At 70.9% G+C, this 17837-nt stretch carries 15 protein-coding genes; 13 read left to right on the forward strand and 2 right to left on the reverse strand.

The features are described from left to right. The first annotated feature begins 52 nt into the window (after positions 1–52). From ABZX79_RS36380 to ABZX79_RS36395, 4 genes are read left to right on the forward strand one after another with little or no spacing between them, the layout of a single operon-like run. A complete protein-coding gene (locus ABZX79_RS36380) occupies positions 53–973 on the forward strand; it encodes an ABC transporter substrate-binding protein (RefSeq protein ID WP_355267881.1) in 921 nt (306 codons plus the stop codon). Beyond that, the gene (locus ABZX79_RS36385) at positions 970–1854 is read left to right on the forward strand and encodes an amino acid ABC transporter permease (RefSeq protein WP_355267884.1); all 885 of its coding nucleotides are present in this window, start codon (positions 970–972) and stop codon (positions 1852–1854) included. Before ABZX79_RS36380 ends, ABZX79_RS36385 begins: the two co-directional genes overlap by 4 nt. Next, on the forward strand, positions 1851–2603 hold the full coding sequence (locus tag ABZX79_RS36390; protein ID WP_355267887.1) for an amino acid ABC transporter ATP-binding protein: 753 nt from the start codon (positions 1851–1853) through the stop codon (positions 2601–2603). The genes ABZX79_RS36385 and ABZX79_RS36390 overlap by 4 nt, the downstream gene beginning before the upstream one ends. A 25-nt stretch (positions 2604–2628) precedes the next feature. After that, positions 2629–5955, forward strand: a complete 3327-nt coding sequence (locus ABZX79_RS36395; RefSeq protein WP_355267890.1) for a hypothetical protein — start codon at positions 2629–2631, stop codon at positions 5953–5955. 11 nt (positions 5956–5966) lie between these two features. Here ABZX79_RS36395 and ABZX79_RS36400 read toward each other — a convergent pair whose 3' ends face one another. Further along, on the reverse strand, positions 5967–7772 hold the full coding sequence (locus ABZX79_RS36400) for an FAD-dependent oxidoreductase (protein WP_355267893.1): 1806 nt from the start codon (positions 7770–7772) through the stop codon (positions 5967–5969). 158 nt (positions 7773–7930) lie between these two features. Here ABZX79_RS36400 and ABZX79_RS36405 point away from each other — a divergent pair, with 158 nt between their 5' ends. The 9 genes from ABZX79_RS36405 to ABZX79_RS36445 all read left to right on the forward strand — a co-directional run bounded on the left by ABZX79_RS36405 (position 7931) and on the right by ABZX79_RS36445 (position 15493). After that, entirely contained in the window at positions 7931–8401 is a 471-nt protein-coding gene (locus ABZX79_RS36405) for a YchJ family metal-binding protein (protein WP_355267896.1), read from the forward strand. Positions 8402–8518: 117 nt separating this feature from the next. Continuing rightward, the gene (locus tag ABZX79_RS36410) at positions 8519–8851 is read left to right on the forward strand and encodes a DUF3140 domain-containing protein (protein ID WP_215134701.1); all 333 of its coding nucleotides are present in this window, start codon (positions 8519–8521) and stop codon (positions 8849–8851) included. Then, positions 8848–9564 carry an endonuclease gene (locus ABZX79_RS36415; RefSeq protein ID WP_355267899.1) on the forward strand — a complete coding sequence of 239 codons (717 nt, stop codon included), beginning with the start codon at positions 8848–8850 and terminating at the stop codon, positions 9562–9564. The genes ABZX79_RS36410 and ABZX79_RS36415 overlap by 4 nt, the downstream gene beginning before the upstream one ends. 86 nt (positions 9565–9650) lie before the next feature. Continuing rightward, on the forward strand, positions 9651–9851 hold the full coding sequence (locus tag ABZX79_RS36420; protein WP_355267902.1) for a hypothetical protein: 201 nt from the start codon (positions 9651–9653) through the stop codon (positions 9849–9851). Between the two features lie 33 nt (positions 9852–9884). Next, positions 9885–10157, forward strand: coding sequence for a hypothetical protein (locus ABZX79_RS36425; RefSeq protein WP_355267904.1), 273 nt, complete (start codon positions 9885–9887; stop codon positions 10155–10157). Between the two features lie 349 nt (positions 10158–10506). Continuing rightward, complete coding sequence (locus tag ABZX79_RS36430) at positions 10507–12477, forward strand: NAD-binding protein (protein ID WP_355267919.1); 1971 nt, start codon at positions 10507–10509, stop codon at positions 12475–12477. 149 nt (positions 12478–12626) lie between these two features. Beyond that, entirely contained in the window at positions 12627–13685 is a 1059-nt protein-coding gene (locus ABZX79_RS36435) for a helix-turn-helix domain-containing protein (RefSeq protein WP_355267907.1), read from the forward strand. Between the two features lie 72 nt (positions 13686–13757). Then, positions 13758–14384 carry a DUF5819 family protein gene (locus ABZX79_RS36440; protein WP_355267910.1) on the forward strand — a complete coding sequence of 209 codons (627 nt, stop codon included), beginning with the start codon at positions 13758–13760 and terminating at the stop codon, positions 14382–14384. Continuing rightward, a complete protein-coding gene (locus ABZX79_RS36445; RefSeq protein WP_355267913.1) occupies positions 14381–15493 on the forward strand; it encodes an HTTM domain-containing protein in 1113 nt (370 codons plus the stop codon). Before ABZX79_RS36440 ends, ABZX79_RS36445 begins: the two co-directional genes overlap by 4 nt. A 12-nt stretch (positions 15494–15505) precedes the next feature. Here ABZX79_RS36445 and ABZX79_RS36450 read toward each other — a convergent pair whose 3' ends face one another. After that, positions 15506–17590, reverse strand: a complete 2085-nt coding sequence (locus ABZX79_RS36450; protein ID WP_355267916.1) for an MDR family MFS transporter — start codon at positions 17588–17590, stop codon at positions 15506–15508. Positions 17591–17837: the final 247 nt, after the last annotated feature.

The following is a 17837-nucleotide window of genomic DNA, read 5'->3' on the forward strand; positions in this document are numbered from 1 at the left end:
GTTTCCCGCCGTGACCTGGACAAACGCACGCGCGCACTGCCAGTCTCCCGCCATGCGCCCTGCCAGCCTGCTCCGTCGCCGTACGACCGCCTTCTCGCCCTTCGTCACCTTCGCCGCGCTCACCGCCACGGCCGTCGTGACCGTCGCGGCCGTCACCGGCTGCGCCCCGCAGCCCGAGTCCCCGGCCGCCGCGCCCGGCGACGCCAAGGCGAGCTGCGCGCCGGGCAAGCTGGCCACCGAGGTACCCGGCAAGCTCACCATCGGCACCGACAAGCCCGCGTACGCACCGTGGTTCGACGACGACAACCCGGCCAACGGCAAGGGCTTCGAGTCGGCGGTGGCGCACGCCGTGGCGAAGAAGCTCGGCTACGGCAAGGACCAAGTGGTGTGGCAGACCGTGCCGTTCAATACCGCCTTCGCGCCCGGCGAGAAGAAGTTCGACTTCGACCTCAACCAGATCTCCATCAGCGAAAGCCGCAAGAAGGCCGTCTCCTTCTCCTCCGGCTACTACGACGTCCGCCAAGCCGTCATCGCCCTCAAGACCTCCAAGGCCGCGAAGGTCAAGACCCTGGCCGGCCTCAAGGACGTCAAGCTCGGCGCCCAGGTCGGCTCCACGAGCCTCGACGTCATCGGCGACGTCATCAAGCCCAAGCAGCAGCCCGCCGTCTTCCAGAAGAACGACTTCGCCAAGACCGCCCTCAAGAACGGCCAGGTCGAAGCGATCGTCCTCGACCTCCCCACGGCCTTCTACATCACATCGGCCGAGGTGCCCGAAGCGAAGATCGTCGGCCAGCTGGAGAACAACAACACCGGGAGCGGCGCGGCCGAGCAGTTCGGTCTCGTACTGGACAAGGACAGCGAGCTCACGCCGTGCGTGACCGGCGCGGTGGACGCCCTGCGGGCAGACGGGACGCTGGCGGAGCTGGAGAAGCAGTGGCTGTCGGACGCGGCCGATGCCCCGGTGCTGAAGTGACGATAGAGAAAGCGGCGGCAGTCGCAGAGGCGGACGTGTACGTCCCGTCCGCCCGGCGCCTCGAACGCGAGCGCCACAAGCGCGCCCGCACGCGCCGCGCCACCGCCATCGCGGCACTGAGCACGCTCGTCACAGCCGCCGTCCTCTTCCTCGTCGTCACAAACTCTCCGGGCTGGCCGCGTACGCGCGAGACCTTCTTCAGCGCCGAGTACGCCCGCGAGGCGCTGCCCAAGGTCATCGACGGTCTCTGGCTCAACCTGCGGCTGCTCGTCGTCTGCGGAGCCGCCGTCCTCGTCATCGGCATGCTCCTCGCCGTCGCCCGCACCCTGCGCGGGCCGGTTTTCTTCCCGCTGCGCGCCCTGGCAGCGGCGTACACCGACTTCTTCCGCGGCCTGCCGCTCATCATCTGCCTTCTGCTGGTCGTCTTCGGCGTACCCGCCCTGCGCCTGGCCGGTGTCACCACCGACCCGGTGCTGCTCGGCGGCGCGGCACTCACGCTGACCTATTCGGCGTACGTCGCCGAGGTCTTCCGGGCCGGCATCGAATCCGTCCACCCCTCGCAGCGGGCGGCGGCCCGCTCGCTCGGCCTCTCCAGTGGGCAGGCCCTGCGCTTCGTTGTGCTGCCGCAGGCGGTGCGACGCGTGGTGCCGCCGCTGCTCAACGACCTGGTGTCGCTCCAGAAGGACACGGGTCTCGTCTCGATCGCCGGCGCCGTCGACGCCGTGTACGCGGCGCAGATCATCGCCAGCAAGGAGTTCAACTACACGCCGTACGTCGTCGCGGGTCTTGTCTTCGTCGCACTGACCATCCCGATGACGCGCTTCACCGACTGGGTGACGGCCCGCATGGACCGGCAGCGAGCCCAGGGAGGCACAACATGACTGTTCCCGTCCTCCGGCTGGAAAACGTACGCAAAACGTTCGGACGCGACGCACTCGTCCTGCGCGACGTGAATCTCGACGTCGCCCCGCACACCGTGACGGCCCTCATCGGCGCGTCCGGCTCCGGCAAGTCGACGCTCCTGCGCTGCGCGAATCTCCTGGAGGAGATCGACGACGGCGCGATCTTCCTCGACGGCGAGGACATCACCGACCCACGGGCGGACGCGGACGCCGTACGCCGCCGGATCGGCGTCGTGTTCCAGGCGTACAACCTCTTCCCTCACATGACGGTGCTCGACAACATCACCCTCGCGCCGCGACGCGTACACGGCACGTCGCGTACGGACGCGGAGGCACAGGCCCGCGAACTCCTCGACCGCCTCGGCCTCGCCGACAAGGCCGCCGCCTACCCCGACCGCCTCAGCGGCGGCCAGCAGCAGCGCGTCGCCATCGCCCGCGCCCTCGCCGTACGCCCGCGCCTTCTCCTGCTCGACGAGATCACGGCGGCGCTGGACCCGGAGCTGGTGGGGGAGGTCTTGAACGTCGTACGGGACCTCAAGGGCGACGGCATGACGATGATCCTCGCCACCCACGAAATGGGCTTCGCCCGCGAAGTCGCCGACCAGGTCTGCTTCCTGGACGCGGGAGTGGTGCTGGAACGCGGCACGCCGGAGCAGATCTTCGGCGACCCCCAGGAGGAACGCACCCAGCGCTTCCTGCGGCGGATTGTCGAAGCCGGACGCCTCTGACCGCTTCTGGTGATAGACCAGAACGGTGACGGTACGGGGGCGACGACTTCTCAGCTACAGCGACGCGGTGGCGATTCTCGGCGGCGACAGCGCGGCATTGGCGGCAGCCGACCAGGCGCTGGGCGGGGCGCTGTCGATGGCGACGGGCGGGGCCAGCGACGCGGTGCTCAACCTGTTCGAGGCGCGGGGTGGAGTGCTCAGGCTGGGGCGTGATCTGACGACCGGGCTGCGGGAGCGGCTGGGGTCCGCGGAGCGGGCGGATCGTACGGAGCGGATCGCGGCGGCGCATGCGGTTCTGGTGGTCACGGCGTACTTCGAGGTTCTGGGAGACTTGGAACTCCCCTTCAGCCTGCGCGATGTGCAGCTGACGCGTCGCGAACAGATCCGCCTGGCCGGGGGTTCGGAGGAGGCGGACGGCTTCATTCAGGCATTGGTCGCCACTGCCGCCCCTCAGCCGGCACCGCATCTGCCTCACGACCTTGTGTGCCAGGCACTCCCGGCGTGGTACTTCCGGCTCTCTTTCAGGCTGGTGAATTTCCTTCGGGGGCTCGCCGTATGGGACGGGCTTGACGAGAAGCAGCGACAGGAGACGACGAAGGCGCTGCGCTATGACCTGGGCCGACGGGCAATCCAGCGTTACGAGGAGCTCTACACCCAACTAGCACTTGAAGTACCGGAATTCGGCTTCTGGTCCGGCCAGATCGAGCACCAGGCAACCCGCGCCGGCATCCGCCAGGCGCTCACCGGTATTGAGACCGCCCTTGCGGGCCTGGCACCTGTACGCCCGTTCACCTACGCCGCCGCCGCCCTCGCCACCGGCTACCGGGCGGCCCTGCCCCGCCCGATCCTGGCCGAGGGGGACGCGCCGACGGGCGTGTGCCTGCCCACCCTCGGCGAGGGTTACGTCGACCCCGACTTCCGCGTCAGGGCCGTGACCGAAGGGCCTCACGGGCCTGCCGAGGAGGAGTGGTGGGAGGGCGTGCCCGTACGGTCCGACCTCACCCAGTACCTCGCGGGTGCTCTCACCTCGCTTGCCTCCACCACCGCACCGCTCGTCGTCCTCGGGCAGCCTGGTGCGGGGAAGTCCGTACTTACGAAGATCCTCGCGGCCCGGCTGCCCGATGCGGGCTTCCTGCCCGTCCGCGTCATCCTGCGCGAAGTGCCCGCCGACGCAGACGTACAGGACCAGATCGAGCACGCCGTACGCACCACGACCGGTGAGCGAGTCTCCTGGCCGGAGCTGGTCAGGGCCGCCGAAGGGGCCGTACCCGTCCTCCTCTTCGACGGTTTCGACGAGCTGCTCCAGGCCACCGGCGTCAGCCAGTCCGACTACCTGGTGCGGGTGGCCCGTTTCCAGCAGCGCGAGGCGGACCAGGGGCGGCCGGTGCTGGCGGTCGTCACCAGCCGCACCGCCGTCGCCGACCGCGCGCGCTACCCGGAGGGCGCGGTGGCACTACGCCTCGAACCCTTCAGGGAGCAGCAGGTCGAGCGCTGGCTCGACCTCTGGAACCGCCTCAACGCCCCTTACCTCACCGCGAACGGCCTGCGCCCACTGCCCGCCGCCGTCGCCGCACGGCACCAGGCCCTTGCCTCCCAGCCGCTGCTCCTGCTGATGCTCGCCCTGTACGACGCGACGGGCAACGCGCTGCAATGCGGGGCAGAGGAGCAGCCGCTGGGAGAGGCCGAGCTGTACGAGGAACTGCTGGCCTCCTTCGCTGTCCGTGAGGTCGGCAAGACCGCTACGGCTACGGCTCTGACGAAGCGGCAATTGGCGCACCGCGTCGAGCAGGAGCTCCAGCGGCTCTCCCTGATCTCCTTCGGCATGCTCAACCGGCACCGGCAGTGGATCACCACCGGCGAGCTGGAACAGGACCTGACCGCGCTGCTCGGCTGCCCGGACTCACCTCAGGCAGGTTTCCGCGCGCCGCTCGACCAGGCCGAGATCGCGCTCGGCCGGTTCTTCTTCGTCCAGCGGGCGCAGGCGCTCCGCGACGACCAGCGGTTGGCGACGTACGAATTCCTGCACGCCACCTTCGGCGAGTACCTCGCCGCCCGTCTCGCCGTACAGCTCCTCCACGGGCTGCTCGACCAGCGTCCGGCGCTCTCCCTCGGCCGGGCCGGCGTCGACGACGACCTGCTGTACGTCCTGCTGTCCTACGCGCCGCTCTCCTCCCGCCAGATGCTCCGCTTCGTCGGCGCCCGCATCGGCCGCATCGCGCCACAGGAGCGCGAGCGGCTCGGTGAGCTGCTCGTCACGGTGATGGCCGACCACCGCAACCGCATCGAGCACCGCTTTGCCGAATACCGGCCGACCGTCCGCGCGACGTCCTCGCGGCACGGCCTCTACGGCGCGAACCTCATGGTGCTGACGGTCCTGGTCACGGGCGGAGTCAAGGCGAGTGAGGTGTTCCCCAGGTACATCAATCCGGTAGGAACCTGGCACCGCTACGTACTGCTGTGGCGTTCGGCGTTCACCGAGCCGCAGTGGACGGATTTCGCGCTGGCGCTCAGCATCCGCCAGACCTGGAACGGCGACCGCCGTGAACTCGACATCCGTCCGGCGGCGGACCTGCTCGACGATCCGCAACCAGTCGACGCGTACTGGCTCTACGGACGCCCGCCCGGCCACGAGGACCGCACAACAAGGGTCAGTTGGTCCCGGCCCTACCCGGAGCAGATCCGGCACAAGCTGGCAGTGTCCGGTGGTACCAATGACGCCGTCGTCCTGCACGCCGTCGACCCTCTCTTCGACTGGCTGGGATCCGCCGTCACCACCTTCGTCGGTACGCCGGAGGGCACCGCCACGTCGGTCGCGCACAGCCTCATGAATCTGTGGCTGGCCGGCCGCCTCGGCACCGCCTCGGACGCCGACTTGGCTGTGCTGTACGAACACTGCCGCACCTTCCTGGAACCATGGTCCGGTCTCGACGGCGAAGCCCGGCACCGGGCGATCCTGCTCGTTTTCGGGCAGTTGGCCGAAGACGCGGCCAGGCTTCCGGACTCCGTGGTGTCTCGTGTGCTGCGGGCACCAGGTTGGTCCGTTCTCGGTCCGCACGCGATGGAATTGACGGCGCGCGCGGCCATGACGGGACTGACGGGGAGCGGGCCCTACGAGGAGTCATCGCCACTCTGGCAGGACTGGGGGATGGCTGTGGGATACCTCAAGGAGACAGATCCCGTCCGGCTGCTGACCCTCTGGTCCGCCAGCCACGGATGCGGGAGGGCACGGCTGGGCCTGGGGATGGCGACTGCCGAGTTCTTGAACGATGCGGACGCCGACACACTGCGAAGCATCCCGTCCGAGCTCCTGGAGCGCGTGCGCAGGCTCGCCGCGGCGTACGAACTGCCCTGACCCACCCGTCCTCACCCCACATCCAGCGCGTTCCGCAGCCCCAGCCGGTACCGCGTCCGGTCGTGCCGCTTCAGGAACTCGATCTCCGGCGGCCGGAACAGCGGCGTCACCGTGCATCGCGGCGCCGTCGAACCGGCCCGGTCCAGCAGCGCGTTGACCGCCGCGCGGGCCGACGCGTTCGCGCCTTCCATCGTCGCCAGGTCGATGTCGACGCTGACGTAGTCGCCCGCCAGGAAGAAGTTGGGGATCTTCGTCGCGGCCGCCGGGCGGTTGTGGAAGGTACCCACGGGGTGGATCAGCAGCTCGTCCTCGTTCGTGGGGTTGGGGGTGCCTGTGCCGGCCACGCCCGGGTCGAGGAACCACGAGTGCAGTGTGCTGTCGCGCAGCACCGTCTTGCCCGTGTCGTTGAGCGAGGCCTTGAGCTGCGCCCACACCTCGCGCGCGATCTCCTCGCGGGTGCACTGCTTCGCCGTCTTCCCGTACAGAATCCCGGGCTTGTCCCATTCGGAGATGTCGACCGACAGGCAGTCGGCCGCCGTACCGTCGCCGTAGTCGGCGGGGAAGTCCCGGTCCGGCCAGTGCTGGGCCTGGGCGATGGCGGTCAGGGACCAGGGCGAGTCGATGAGGTTGACGTGGCCGTGCAGGATCGGCGTGCGCTCCGTCAGATAGAACTGGATGCCTGTCATCCAGTCCGTCCTGAGCTTGTCGCAGCGCGCCAGCTGCGGGTCGGCGGCGCGCATCGCCGCGTTCCAGGTGGGCCGGGCGTGCTCCACCGGCAGGGCGCAGACGTAGTGACCGGCGGTCACGGTCCGGCGTACGCCGCCCGGGTCCTCGATCATCGCCGCCGAGATCTTCCCGTCGGCGTACCTCATCTCCCGTACGGTCCAGCCGATCCGGAAGTCGACGCCGAGGCTCCGCAGGTGGTCCACCCAGGGGTCGATCCACGCCTCGTTGGTCGGCGCGTCGAGGATGCGGTCCGGCGGGCCGTCGGCGCCCCGGCCCAGCGCGTTGAGTACGAAGGCCTCGCCGAGCGTGCCGACCGTGCGCGTGCTGGCTTCCTCGGCCTTTGTCGCGACGATGTTGCGGGTGATGCCGATGGCGAGGATGCGCTGGTAGTCCTTGGACATGCGCTCGGCGCGCACGAAGTCCCACCAGGGCGTGCGCTCCCACGTGTTGTCGCGCCGTTCGTCGCAGCTGGTCAGGAAGACGAGCGCGCGGTTGACGAAGTACGCGCTCTCGTGCGCGGGGAGGTTGGCGGCCGTTTCGAGGAGCCCGGTCAGGGCACGGCGGATGTCGTCGAGGGTGAGGTCGGCCGGCTGGTGGCCGGGCCAGGGGATGGGCATCCGGAGGTCTTCGCGGCCGCCGGTGCGCGCGAACATCATTTCGCGCGGTGCGACGAGGTTGTCGTGGACGCCGTTGGGGTTGCCGGGGAAGGGGATGCGGCGCATCGTGTCCGGCAGGTTGTGGTAGATGCCGGGGATGAACCGGAAGCCGTGCTCGGCGGGCAGCGGCCTGCGGCCGCCCTTCGCGCTGTTCGGTACGTCCATGCTGCGGGCCTTGCCGCCGAGGGCCCGCCTCTCGTACACCGTGACCGCGAAACCACGCTCGGCGAGCTCGTGCGCGGCGGTGAGGCCCGCGACGCCGCCGCCCAGCACGGCGACGGACTCCTGAGCCGTACGCCGGAGACCGGCCGCCGGAGCGGGCGCCTTCGCTGTCGGTGCGGCCGTCGCGGGCGCCGCTCCGAGCGCCATCGCCCCGCCCGCCGTTGCCGCCGCAGCCGCTGCCCCTGCCACGAACGTGCGTCTGGAACTGCCCATGCCCGTCCCCCTTGTCGCCTTACCGGCGGTAACTGTCGCGTCAGGCCCAGGAGACTACGGCCGGCCCCCACGACCCGGAAGGCACGTGCGTGCACATCCCCCGCACCGGCCGCACATTGGCGCGAAAGAGCCCCACCGGCCGCAGGCACAATGGGGACATGTCCCGACGCAGTTCACGCGGTACGAGCCGCCGCCCCCAGAGCCGGTCCGTTCCCGCGACACCCGCGCCCCACGCGCCGCTCTCCGCCGAGTCCCCCTGCCCCTGCGGGCTCCCCGCCGGCTACGGCGAATGCTGCGGGCGCTTCCACTCCGGGGCGGCCGCCGCGCCCACCGCCGAGCTCCTCATGCGCTCCCGCTACAGCGCGTTCGCCGCCCGGGACGCGGCGTACCTGCTGCGCTCCTGGCACCCCGACACCAGGCCGCAGACCCTCGACTTCGACCCGGACACGCGCTGGCAGGGCCTGGAGATTTTGGCCACCACCGACGGCAGCGCCTTCCACACCACGGGAACGGTCACCTTCCGCGCCCACTACACGCACCAGGGGGAGCCCGGCGAACTCCACGAGCAGAGCCGTTTCGCGCGGCACGAGGGCGCTTGGGTCTACCTGGACGCGGTCTTCACGCGATAGCCCTGCCCGACCCCTGCTCGGCGCCCCTTTCCTCCCGGCCTGGTGGAGTTTCGGGCCACGTCGCAGGGGTACTGCGGACGGGACCCCAGAACCACCGGGAGGCACACCATGGAAGGCATCACCGACCTGGAACTCGAAGCGCTCTGGGACGATTTCCACCGCGTGGTGAACATGACGTCGCAGGAACTGGGCACCTGGCTGCGCACCAGTGGCGCCGGTGAGCACACCGAGCCGCTGCCCGAGCGGGCCGGGACCCAGACCGGCCGGCAGGTGCTCGCGATCCTGGGCAAGCGGCGCACGGATCTGACGGAAGACGACCTCGCGGTCATGCGGCAGGTGGTGGAAACCGTCAGCGCACAGCGGCGCACCGACCTGGAGCCGATGTCGGGGGACGGCGTCTGGCGGCACCGGCTGATGCTGCTGGGGCACGACCCGCTCAAGCCGGCATGACCGCCGGCACCCGGACCCGCTCCGGCTCCGGCGCCCGCTCCGGCTCCCGCTCCAAGGGCGGCCAGGACGAGCGCACCGTCCGGGCACTCCTGGACGCGCACGGACGTACGTACGCCGCCGAGGCGGCCATCAGGCTGCGTGACACCCCGCAGCCGCTCTACCGCCTTCTCGTCCTGTCCCACCTGCTGAGCGCGCGGATCCAGGCAGCCATCGCCGTGGCCGCCGCCCGCGCGCTGCACGACGCGGGAATGCGCGACGCGCGCCGCATGGAAAGCGCCACCTGGCAGCAGCGGGTCGACGCGCTCGGCGAGGGCGGTTACCGCCGCTACGACGAACGGACCGCCACGCAGCTCGGCGACGCGGCGCGGCTGGTCCTCGACAAGTACGGCGGCGACCTGCGCCGCATGCGCGACGCCGCCGACGGCGATACGCAGGCGCTGCGGAGCCTGCTGCGCGAGGTCCCGGGACTCGGGCCCGCCGGTACGGACATCTTCCTGCGTGAGGCACAGGCCGTATGGCCGCAGGTCGCGCCGTACCTGGACGGCAAGGCCCTCCAGGGCGCGGAACGGCTCGGGTTGCCGACGGACCCGCCCAAGCTGGCCGCCCTCGTCGACGAAAGCGACATGGCCTCGCTGGCGGCCGCGCTCGTACGGGTCGCACTCGACCGGCACATCGCGGAGGAGCTCCAGGGCGAGCTGCGGGACAAGGGCTGATCCCGCACGACCCGCGACGGGGTCGTTACGGCCGGGGCGCGTGGGGTACGCGAGGGGCAGCGGGACCTACGAGAGAGGTGAGCACTGTGCCCGAGCCAGGCAGCAAGAAGTACGACACGAAGCGGGCCCGGCTGCGGAAGGAGGCCGAGGACAGCGGCGTACCCGACAAGCACGCCAACGAGCAGGCCAACGAAAACCTCCAGGCCGACCCGCACTACCAGAGCAGCGGCCCTCGCACCGAGCGCGGCAGGGGCCCCGAGAGCGAACGCTCCGAGCGGCCCGACTGACGCGGTGGCCGCCGCAGGAGAGGAGCGCAGGCGATGAAGCGCCAGGAACGGGATGACGGCTTCGAAGGCCGCGAGGAGCGGCGCGGGCCGCGCCCCCCGCTCGGCAAGGGCGACACGGACGCCGTCGCGGGCAGCGACGTACAGCAGCCGGAGGTCGCCGAAGGCCCCGTCGAGGGCCTCCAGCCCGGAGAACGGGTCGAGCGGGGCCCGTGGCACCCCCCAGTGGAAGCCGACCCGCCGACGGGCAGCGGCGCCTCGGGAGACCGCGAAGCCGTACGGGAACAGAAGAAGCGGGGCGGCCCTTAACAAGCCGCCCCCGGCAGTAGTACGCCCCTGGTCGCCCGGCCGCCCTCCGGCGATTGGTGACAGGGGCGGGCTTGTGCTCGCACCGGCTGCCGTCACGACGGCAGCCGCCGGCCAGAGTGGCGTCGTACGCTCGCGAAGTCCCACGGCCGCCCCCAGCCCCGCGACATGCAGGGGTGAAGGTCACTGACGCATCGTCAGCTCTCGGTGGCCGCCGGTCCGTTACGTACCCCGGCGTCTGCCGCCCCCGCCTCAAAGCCAGGGGCCCACGCACCGGCCGGAGGCCGCAAGGCACTCTAGGGGCGTGACCTCACTTCCCCGCCAGGGTCAACAGGGCCCCCGCGAGCACCACATGATCGTCAGTGGCGACGACGCACTCGCCCACCGGCTGGCCGCCGAGCTGCGCGAGGTGTACGGGGAGCGGGTGACCCTCGTCGTACAGCCCGCCCGCGAGTCGCGCCACGCGCCCGCGCCCCTCGCGGTCCGTGATCCGGGCCGGGCGTCCGCGCTCTTCGGGCGGGTGTCGGCCGTCATGGGCCGGACCGGCGTCACGCCCCCGGGGGCCGCCGGCGCGGCCGACCGTGACGACCGGCCCGCTGACGCCGTACGCGTCGTCGAGGCGTGGGAGCTCGACGACCTCGTACTGGCCGAGGCCGGCGTGGAGCGGGCCGCCGCGCTCGCCCTCGTCCACGACGACGACGAGACCAACATCCGTGCCGCGCTGACCGCCCGCCGGCTCAACCCCCGTCTGCGCCTGGTCATCCGCCTCTACAACCGCAAGCTCGGCCAGCACCTCGAAGAACTCCTCGACCAGGCCGCCGCCCTCGCTTCGCCCGGACTCGACGCCGCCGCCCTCGACGCCGCGACCACCGTGCTCTCGGACGCCGACACCGCCGCCCCCGCCCTGGCCGCCACCGCGGTCGCCGGCACCAGCAAGGTGGTCCAGGCCGATGGACTGCTCCTGCGCGCCGTCGAACGCAACCCACCCGCCCGCGGCGAGGTCGCGGACCCCGGACTCTGCACCCTCGCGCTGCTCTCCTCCACCACCAGCAACCCTGCCGGAGCCGAGGGTTCCGACCACAGCGGCGATGAAGCGCCGCGTCTGCTGCCCGACGACCGCAGCGTCGCCGCAGCCACCGGCCGGGGCACCATCGTGCTCGAAGCGATCTCCTATACGGGTACGACCCCGCCGCCGGGCCGGCTCGCGGGCCGCGGCCTCCCGCTCGCCGCACTCTTCTCCCGCCGCCTGCGGTGGGCGATCGCCGGCATCGCGACCGCCGTACTCGCCCTCGCCGTCGCATCCTGGCTCACCACCGGGGACCACCCCCTCCACGCCGCCTACGTCACTCTTCTCGACCTCTTCGCCATCAACGACCCCGCCGTAGGCGCATCCCTCGACCGCCAGATCCTCCAACTCCTCGCCGGACTCGCCGGGATGCTCCTCCTCCCCGTGCTCGTCGCCGCCGTACTCCAGGCCCTCGGCGCCCTGCGCAGCGCCTCCGGACTGCGCCGCCCGCCGCGCGGCCTCTCCGGCCATGTCGTCCTGCTCGGCCTCGGCAAGATCGGCACGCGCGTACTGGCCCGGCTGCGCGAACTCGACATCCCAGTGGTGTGCGTGGAGGAAGACCCGGAGGCGCGCGGTATCGCGCTCGCCCGCCGTCTGCGCGTACCGACCGTGATCGGCGACGTGACCCAGGAGGGCGTACTCGAAGCCGCCAAAATCCACCGCGCGCACGCCATGCTCGCCCTCACCAGCGCCGACACGACCAACCTCGAAGCCGCCCTGTACGGACGCTCCGTCAAGTCCGACCTGCGCGTGGCGCTGCGTCTGTACGACGACGACTTCGCCACCGCCGTCTACCGCACCCTGCGCGCCGCCCACCCCCGCGCCCTGACCCGCAGCCGCAGCGTCTCCCACCTCGCCGCGCCGGCTTTCGCCGGGGCGATGATGGGGCGCCAGATCCTGGGCGCCATTCCCGTCGAGCGTACGGTGCTCCTCTTCGCCGCCGTCGAGGTGGCCGGCCTGCCGCAGCTCGAAGGCCGTACCGTCGCCGAGGCCTTCAGCTCCGGCGCATGGCGCCTCCTCGCTCTGGACACCGCGACCCCCGGCGACCGCCGCGACGACCTGAGCGCGGCCCGCGCCGCCGACGAGGACGGCGGTGGCAAGCGCGCCGGCGATCCGCCGCGCCTGGTGTGGGACCTGCACCCGGGCTACGTCCTGCGCTCCGACGACCGCGTCGTCCTCGCGGCCACCCGCCGCGGCCTCGCCGAACTCCTCGGCCGTACGCCCGCGCCCCGCGCCGACGAGCCGTCGACGGGCTGACGGCGGGCTGACGGCGGCGGCTTGCCGGACCCCGGCAGGTACAGCACGTTTCAGGGAGGCAACTCCCGGCGTATTTCCGGTTTCCGGCAATCTTTATGCTCTGTTAATGCCGAAGGGCTTCAGGAAGCACCAAGAATCCGGGGAAGCGCGTGACAGAGACCGAAATATCCGAGGAGTACCTGGACGGCTACGCCCAGATCCTGGCGGAGGTCTCCGCGACCGGCCGCCGCCTCACCAGGGACGAGCTGGACTCGCGCCGCGCCCTCGGGGAACAGGCGGCCGAGGCCGGGCACGGCCTGCGCGCCCTCGTCGGCCGGCACCTGGCCGCCACCCGCGCCGCCTGGCCCGGCGCGTCCGCGGCGCCGGACCGGGTCCTGGCAGCGGTGGAACAGGCCGTCGACGCCTTCGCCGAGGGGTACGAGCGGGCCCAGCGGCTGGCCGTACGCCAGGAAGAGGCGGCCCGCCGCGAGTTCATCGACGACCTCCTCCACGGGCGCAGCGACCTGGGCCGCCTCGCCGCCCGCGCCGAGCGCTTCGGCCTGCGGCTCTCCCAGGCCCACGCCGTCGCGGTGGCCGAGGGCGCCGAGGCGTACGAGGACACCGACCACGTCACCCGCCGGGTGGACCGCGAACTCATCGGCCGCTTCGGCGACCGGCGCATCCTCATCGCCACCAAGGACGGCCGGCTGATCTGCATCGTGCCCGGCGACCAGGCCGATGTGCTCACCCATTTCGCCAAACAGGCCCACGCCGCCACGGAGGGCGGCCGCGTGGCGATCGGCCGCGCGCATCCCGGCGCGGGCGGTGTGGTCCATTCGTACGAAGAGGCCCTCAGCGCGCTCGAACTGGCCGACCGCATGGCGCTCGACAGTCCGGTGCTGCGCGCCGCCGACCTGCTGGTTTTCCCCGTCCTCACCCGGGACCGGCAGGCGATGGCGGACCTGGTGCTCAGCGCGCTCGGCCCGCTCCGCCGGGCGCGCGGCGGAGCCGAGCCGCTGCTGGAGACCCTCAGCGTGTACTTCGACGCCGGCTGCGTGTCCGCTGAGGCGGCCCGCCGCCTGAGCCTGAGCGTACGGGCACTGACTTACCGCCTTCAGCGCATCCACCAGCTCACCGGTTCCGACCCGGCCGACCCGATGCACCGCTACACCCTCCAGACGGCCGTGATCGGCGCACGGCTGCTGGAATGGCCCGCCAAGGCGATCTGACGCGGTGGACGGATGCGTGGATGGATACCCTGGGCGCCGTTGTGATTCGTGGGCACCATGAGGAGAACAAGCGTGGCCGAGTCCGTCATACCGCCGCCCGACCCACTCGCCCCCAGAGGCACGCCTCTTGGGGCCTCGCGGCGCGGAATCGTCCGGTGGTTCGCGGCTTTTGTCGCGTTCGTCGCACTGATTCACTCCAGCATGCTGCTGCTCTACGTCGCCACGGACTTCCCGCTCTCCAAGACCTACGCGAAACAGGTCAATGGGTGGATGCGGCCGCTTTTCCCGCAGGACTGGAGCATCTTCGCCCCGGAGCCCTCCAAGTTCAATCAGCACCTCGAAGTGCGCGCGAACGTCGACGGGAAGTTCGGCCGGTGGATCGACCTCACCGCGCACGACAACGCGGCGTACCGGGGTGAGCTGCTCCCCAGCATCGAGGACCAGCTCGTCCTGCGCCGCGCCATGTCCCAGTACCGGACCAGCGCGGCGCGCCAGAACGCCCCTGCGGCCACCGCCCGTTCGGCGCGCTATCTGCTCAACGTCATTCTGGTGCGGCTCGACGCCATGGGGGAGAAGCCCGGACAGGCCGTACAGCTGCGCCTGAAGAGCACCCGTATACCGGGGCCCGGCGCCAAGGGCTCCGCAGCCGTCGAGCGTCCGCAGTATCAGAAACTCGGATACTGGAAGGTCCGCTCATGACCGTACGCGCAGCACTCGCCCAGGGCCTGGACTCTGCCGCGGGCCTCGGCCGCAAGGTCAGGGGCACGGCCCGGAACCTGACCCTCCAGCCGCTCGCCCCGTACAGCGCGGCCGCGATCCGCATCGGCCTGGGCGGCCTGTACCTGATCCACCTGCTCCGCGAATCGGTACGCGCCGACCACCTGTGGGGGCCGGGTTCGCCGTTCACCGCCGAACTCTTCGACCAGACCCTGAAGTCCCGGGGCTGGGACGGCGCGTTCTCCTGGTGGTACTCGCTCCTCGTCACCGACAGCGCCCTCGTCTTCTGGGCCTGGTACGCGCTCGCCGTCGTGGTCAGCGCGCTGCTGATGCTCGGCTGGCGCACCCGCGCCACGGCCGTGCTCTTCTGGTTCCTCGTCGTGGCCTTCTACATCCGCGGGTCCATGGCCAACAGCGGCTGGGCGCTGCTGAGCCTGCTCTTCGCCAACTACCTGGTCTTCGTCGCGTCGGGCCGCTACTGGTCACTCGACGCGCGCCGCCGCGCCCGCAAGGCGCAGGGGACACCGTCCGCCACGTCGAAGTTCGTCTTCTGGGGCGCGGAGACGGAGGAACTGCGCCGGCGCCTGGTCACCGTCCTGCACAACGGCGGCATGGCGATGATCGCCCTCCAGGTCATGGTGATCTACGGTTCCGCGGCCATGTACAAGATCCAGGGCGAGTCGTGGCGCAACGGCACGGCTCTCTACTACTCGATGATGTACGACGACTTCTCGACCTTCCCCGAACTCTCGGCCTGGATCGTCAGTCACGGCACCTTCGCGGCCCTCATGGCGTACATCACCGTCTTCTCGCAGATGCTGTTCCCGGCGCTGGTGTTCAACCGGCGGCTCAAGTACTGCATCCTCGTCATCATGCTGGCCACGCACGTCGGCGTCGGGGTGCTGATGGCCCTGCCGATGTTCTCCGCCATCACGATCGTCGGCGACCTGGTGTTCCTGCCGACCACCTTCTGGCTGGCGGCGACCCGGCTGGTCCGGACGGCGCGGGCGGCTCCGGAGAAGAAACGGGAAGCGTCGGCCGTTCCGTCACCCCGTGAACCGGCGGACGCCGAGGTCGGTTCGTCGGCGTAACCCTCGAAACGCTCAACGGCGGCCGGCCGGCAGGCTCTCGCCCTGCGCGAGGTCCTCGGCGAGCAGCCGCTTGGCGATCGCGTCGATGGCGGCCAGCAGCTCCTCGTTGCCCGGCCGCCCGCCGTCCATCTCCAGCTGGTCGCCGATCCAGCGCGACCACGCGGCGCCGATCACCTCGGCCTCGCGCTCACCCGCCGGGGTGTGGGAGAGCAGGTTGCCGTCGCGGGTGAGGTAGCCCTCGTCCACCATCCGGTCGAAGACCGGAAGCAGGACCTCCGGCGGGACGTTGCGGCGGGTGGCGATCAGCCCGAGGCTGGCGTGTCCGACGATGCGGGTCAGCAGCGCGACTTGCATGACCGCCCAGGCGCCCGCGATGTCGAGACGGGTGTCGGAGCCGCTGACGATCCACCGTGCCGTGTCGGGTCCCTTGGTGCGGAGGATCTGCGCGACGGCCAGCTCCAGCAGCTTGGCCGAGTCGCCCGACATGGGCGACGCGAACCCCTCACCCATGTCGGTCGAGCCGGCGCGGGCGGCGTCGCGCAGCTTGACCTGCTTGAGGAACAGCGACACGACGAAGCCCACGATCGCGACCGGGACCGTCCACAGGAACACCGTGTGCAGCGAGTCGGCGTACGCCTGGACGATCGGCCCGGCCTGCGCGGGCGGCAGCGCGTGCAGACCCTCCGGGCTCTGCGCTGCCCGCGTGAGCGCCGCGGGATCCGCCCCGCCGGCGAGGGCGGCCTCGGTGACGCCTGCGGTCAGGTTGGGGCGCAGCGAATTGGCATAGATGGTGCCGAAGACGGCGGTGCCGAAGGACATGCCGAGCGTACGGAAGAAGGTGACGCCGGAGGTGGCCGTGCCGAGGTCCGCGTACTCCACGGTGTTCTGCACGGCGATCGTCAGGACCTGCATGCACAGGCCGATGCCGAGGCCGAGGACGAACATGTAGAGCGACTCCAGCCAGGCGGCTGAGTCCGTGTCCATCAGGGACAGCAGGAACAGGCCGATGGCCATGACGAGCGAGCCGATGATGGGGAAGATCCGGTACGTTCCGGTCTTGCTGACGACGTTGCCGCTGAAGACGGACGCGATGAGGAGACCGACGATCATGGGGAGCGTACGGACACCGGAGACGGTCGCGGAGTCCCCGTCGACGTACTGGAGATACGTCGGCAGGAAGATCATCGCGCCGAGCATCGCGAAGCCGACGACGAAGCTGAGGATCGAGCAGACGGTGAACACGGGGTTCGAGAACAGCCGCATCGGCAGCATGGGCTCGGCGGCGCGGGTCTCGGCGTAACAGAACAGGGCGAGCGCGATCAGGCCGCCCGCGAAGAGGCCGATGATGACGCCCGAACTCCAGGCGTACTCGTTGCCGCCCCAGCTCGTCGCCAGGATCAGCGCGCTCGCGCCGAGCGCGACGAGCGCGATGCCGAGGTAGTCGATGACGGGGCGGGTCGCCGAGCGTACGGACGGGATGTTGCGGGCGGCGGCGATGACCACGACGATCGCGATCGGTACGTTGATGTAGAACGCCCAGCGCCAGGTGAGGTGGTCGGTGAAGAGGCCGCCGAGAAGCGGGCCGATGACGGTGGCGAAGCCGAAGACGGCGCCGATGGCGCCCTGGTACTTGCCGCGCTCGCGGAGCGGGATGACGTCGGCGATCAGGGCCATCGACGTCACCATCAGGCCGCCGGCGCCGATGCCCTGGAGTGCGCGCCAGGCGATTAGGAGGGTCATGTTGCCGGAGAGGCCGCACAGGAACGAGCCGGTGATGAAGACGATCGCCGAGACCTGGAAGACGAGCTTGCGGCCGAAGAGGTCGCCGAACTTGCCGACGAGGACGGTGGCTACGGTCTCGGCCAGCAGGTAGGCGGTGACCACCCACGACATGTGCTCGGCGCCGCCGAGTTCCGCGACGATCGTCGGCAGTGCGGTGCCGACGATGGTCTGGTCCAGGGCGGCCAGCAGCATGCCGAGCATGATCGTCGCGAAGACGATGTTGCGCTGCCGGCGGTCGAGCACGGGTGGGGCGGAGGCGGCCGCCGGCGGCGGTACCGGGGCCTTGGCCTGGCCGGCCTCGCGGGTGGTGGTCACCCTTGCACCCTCACATTGGTGCGGGGGCTGCGCATGTGGTGGCGTCCGTACGTCGTAGGAGCGGGGCCGCTGCACGGGGCTGTTCCCCTACCCGCCCCTTCCCGAACTGGGGCAAGCCCCAGCCCCCAGACCACACGGACGCCCTACGGGCGTGTCCTCAAACGCCGGACGGGCTGGATAACCACCGCACTCCTCCAGCCCCTCCGGCGTTTGAGGAGCGGGGTCTGGGGCAGCGCCCCAGTTCGGG

This window comes from Streptomyces sp. NPDC002994, assembly GCF_040611155.1.
GTDB lineage: Bacteria > Actinomycetota > Actinomycetes > Streptomycetales > Streptomycetaceae > Streptomyces.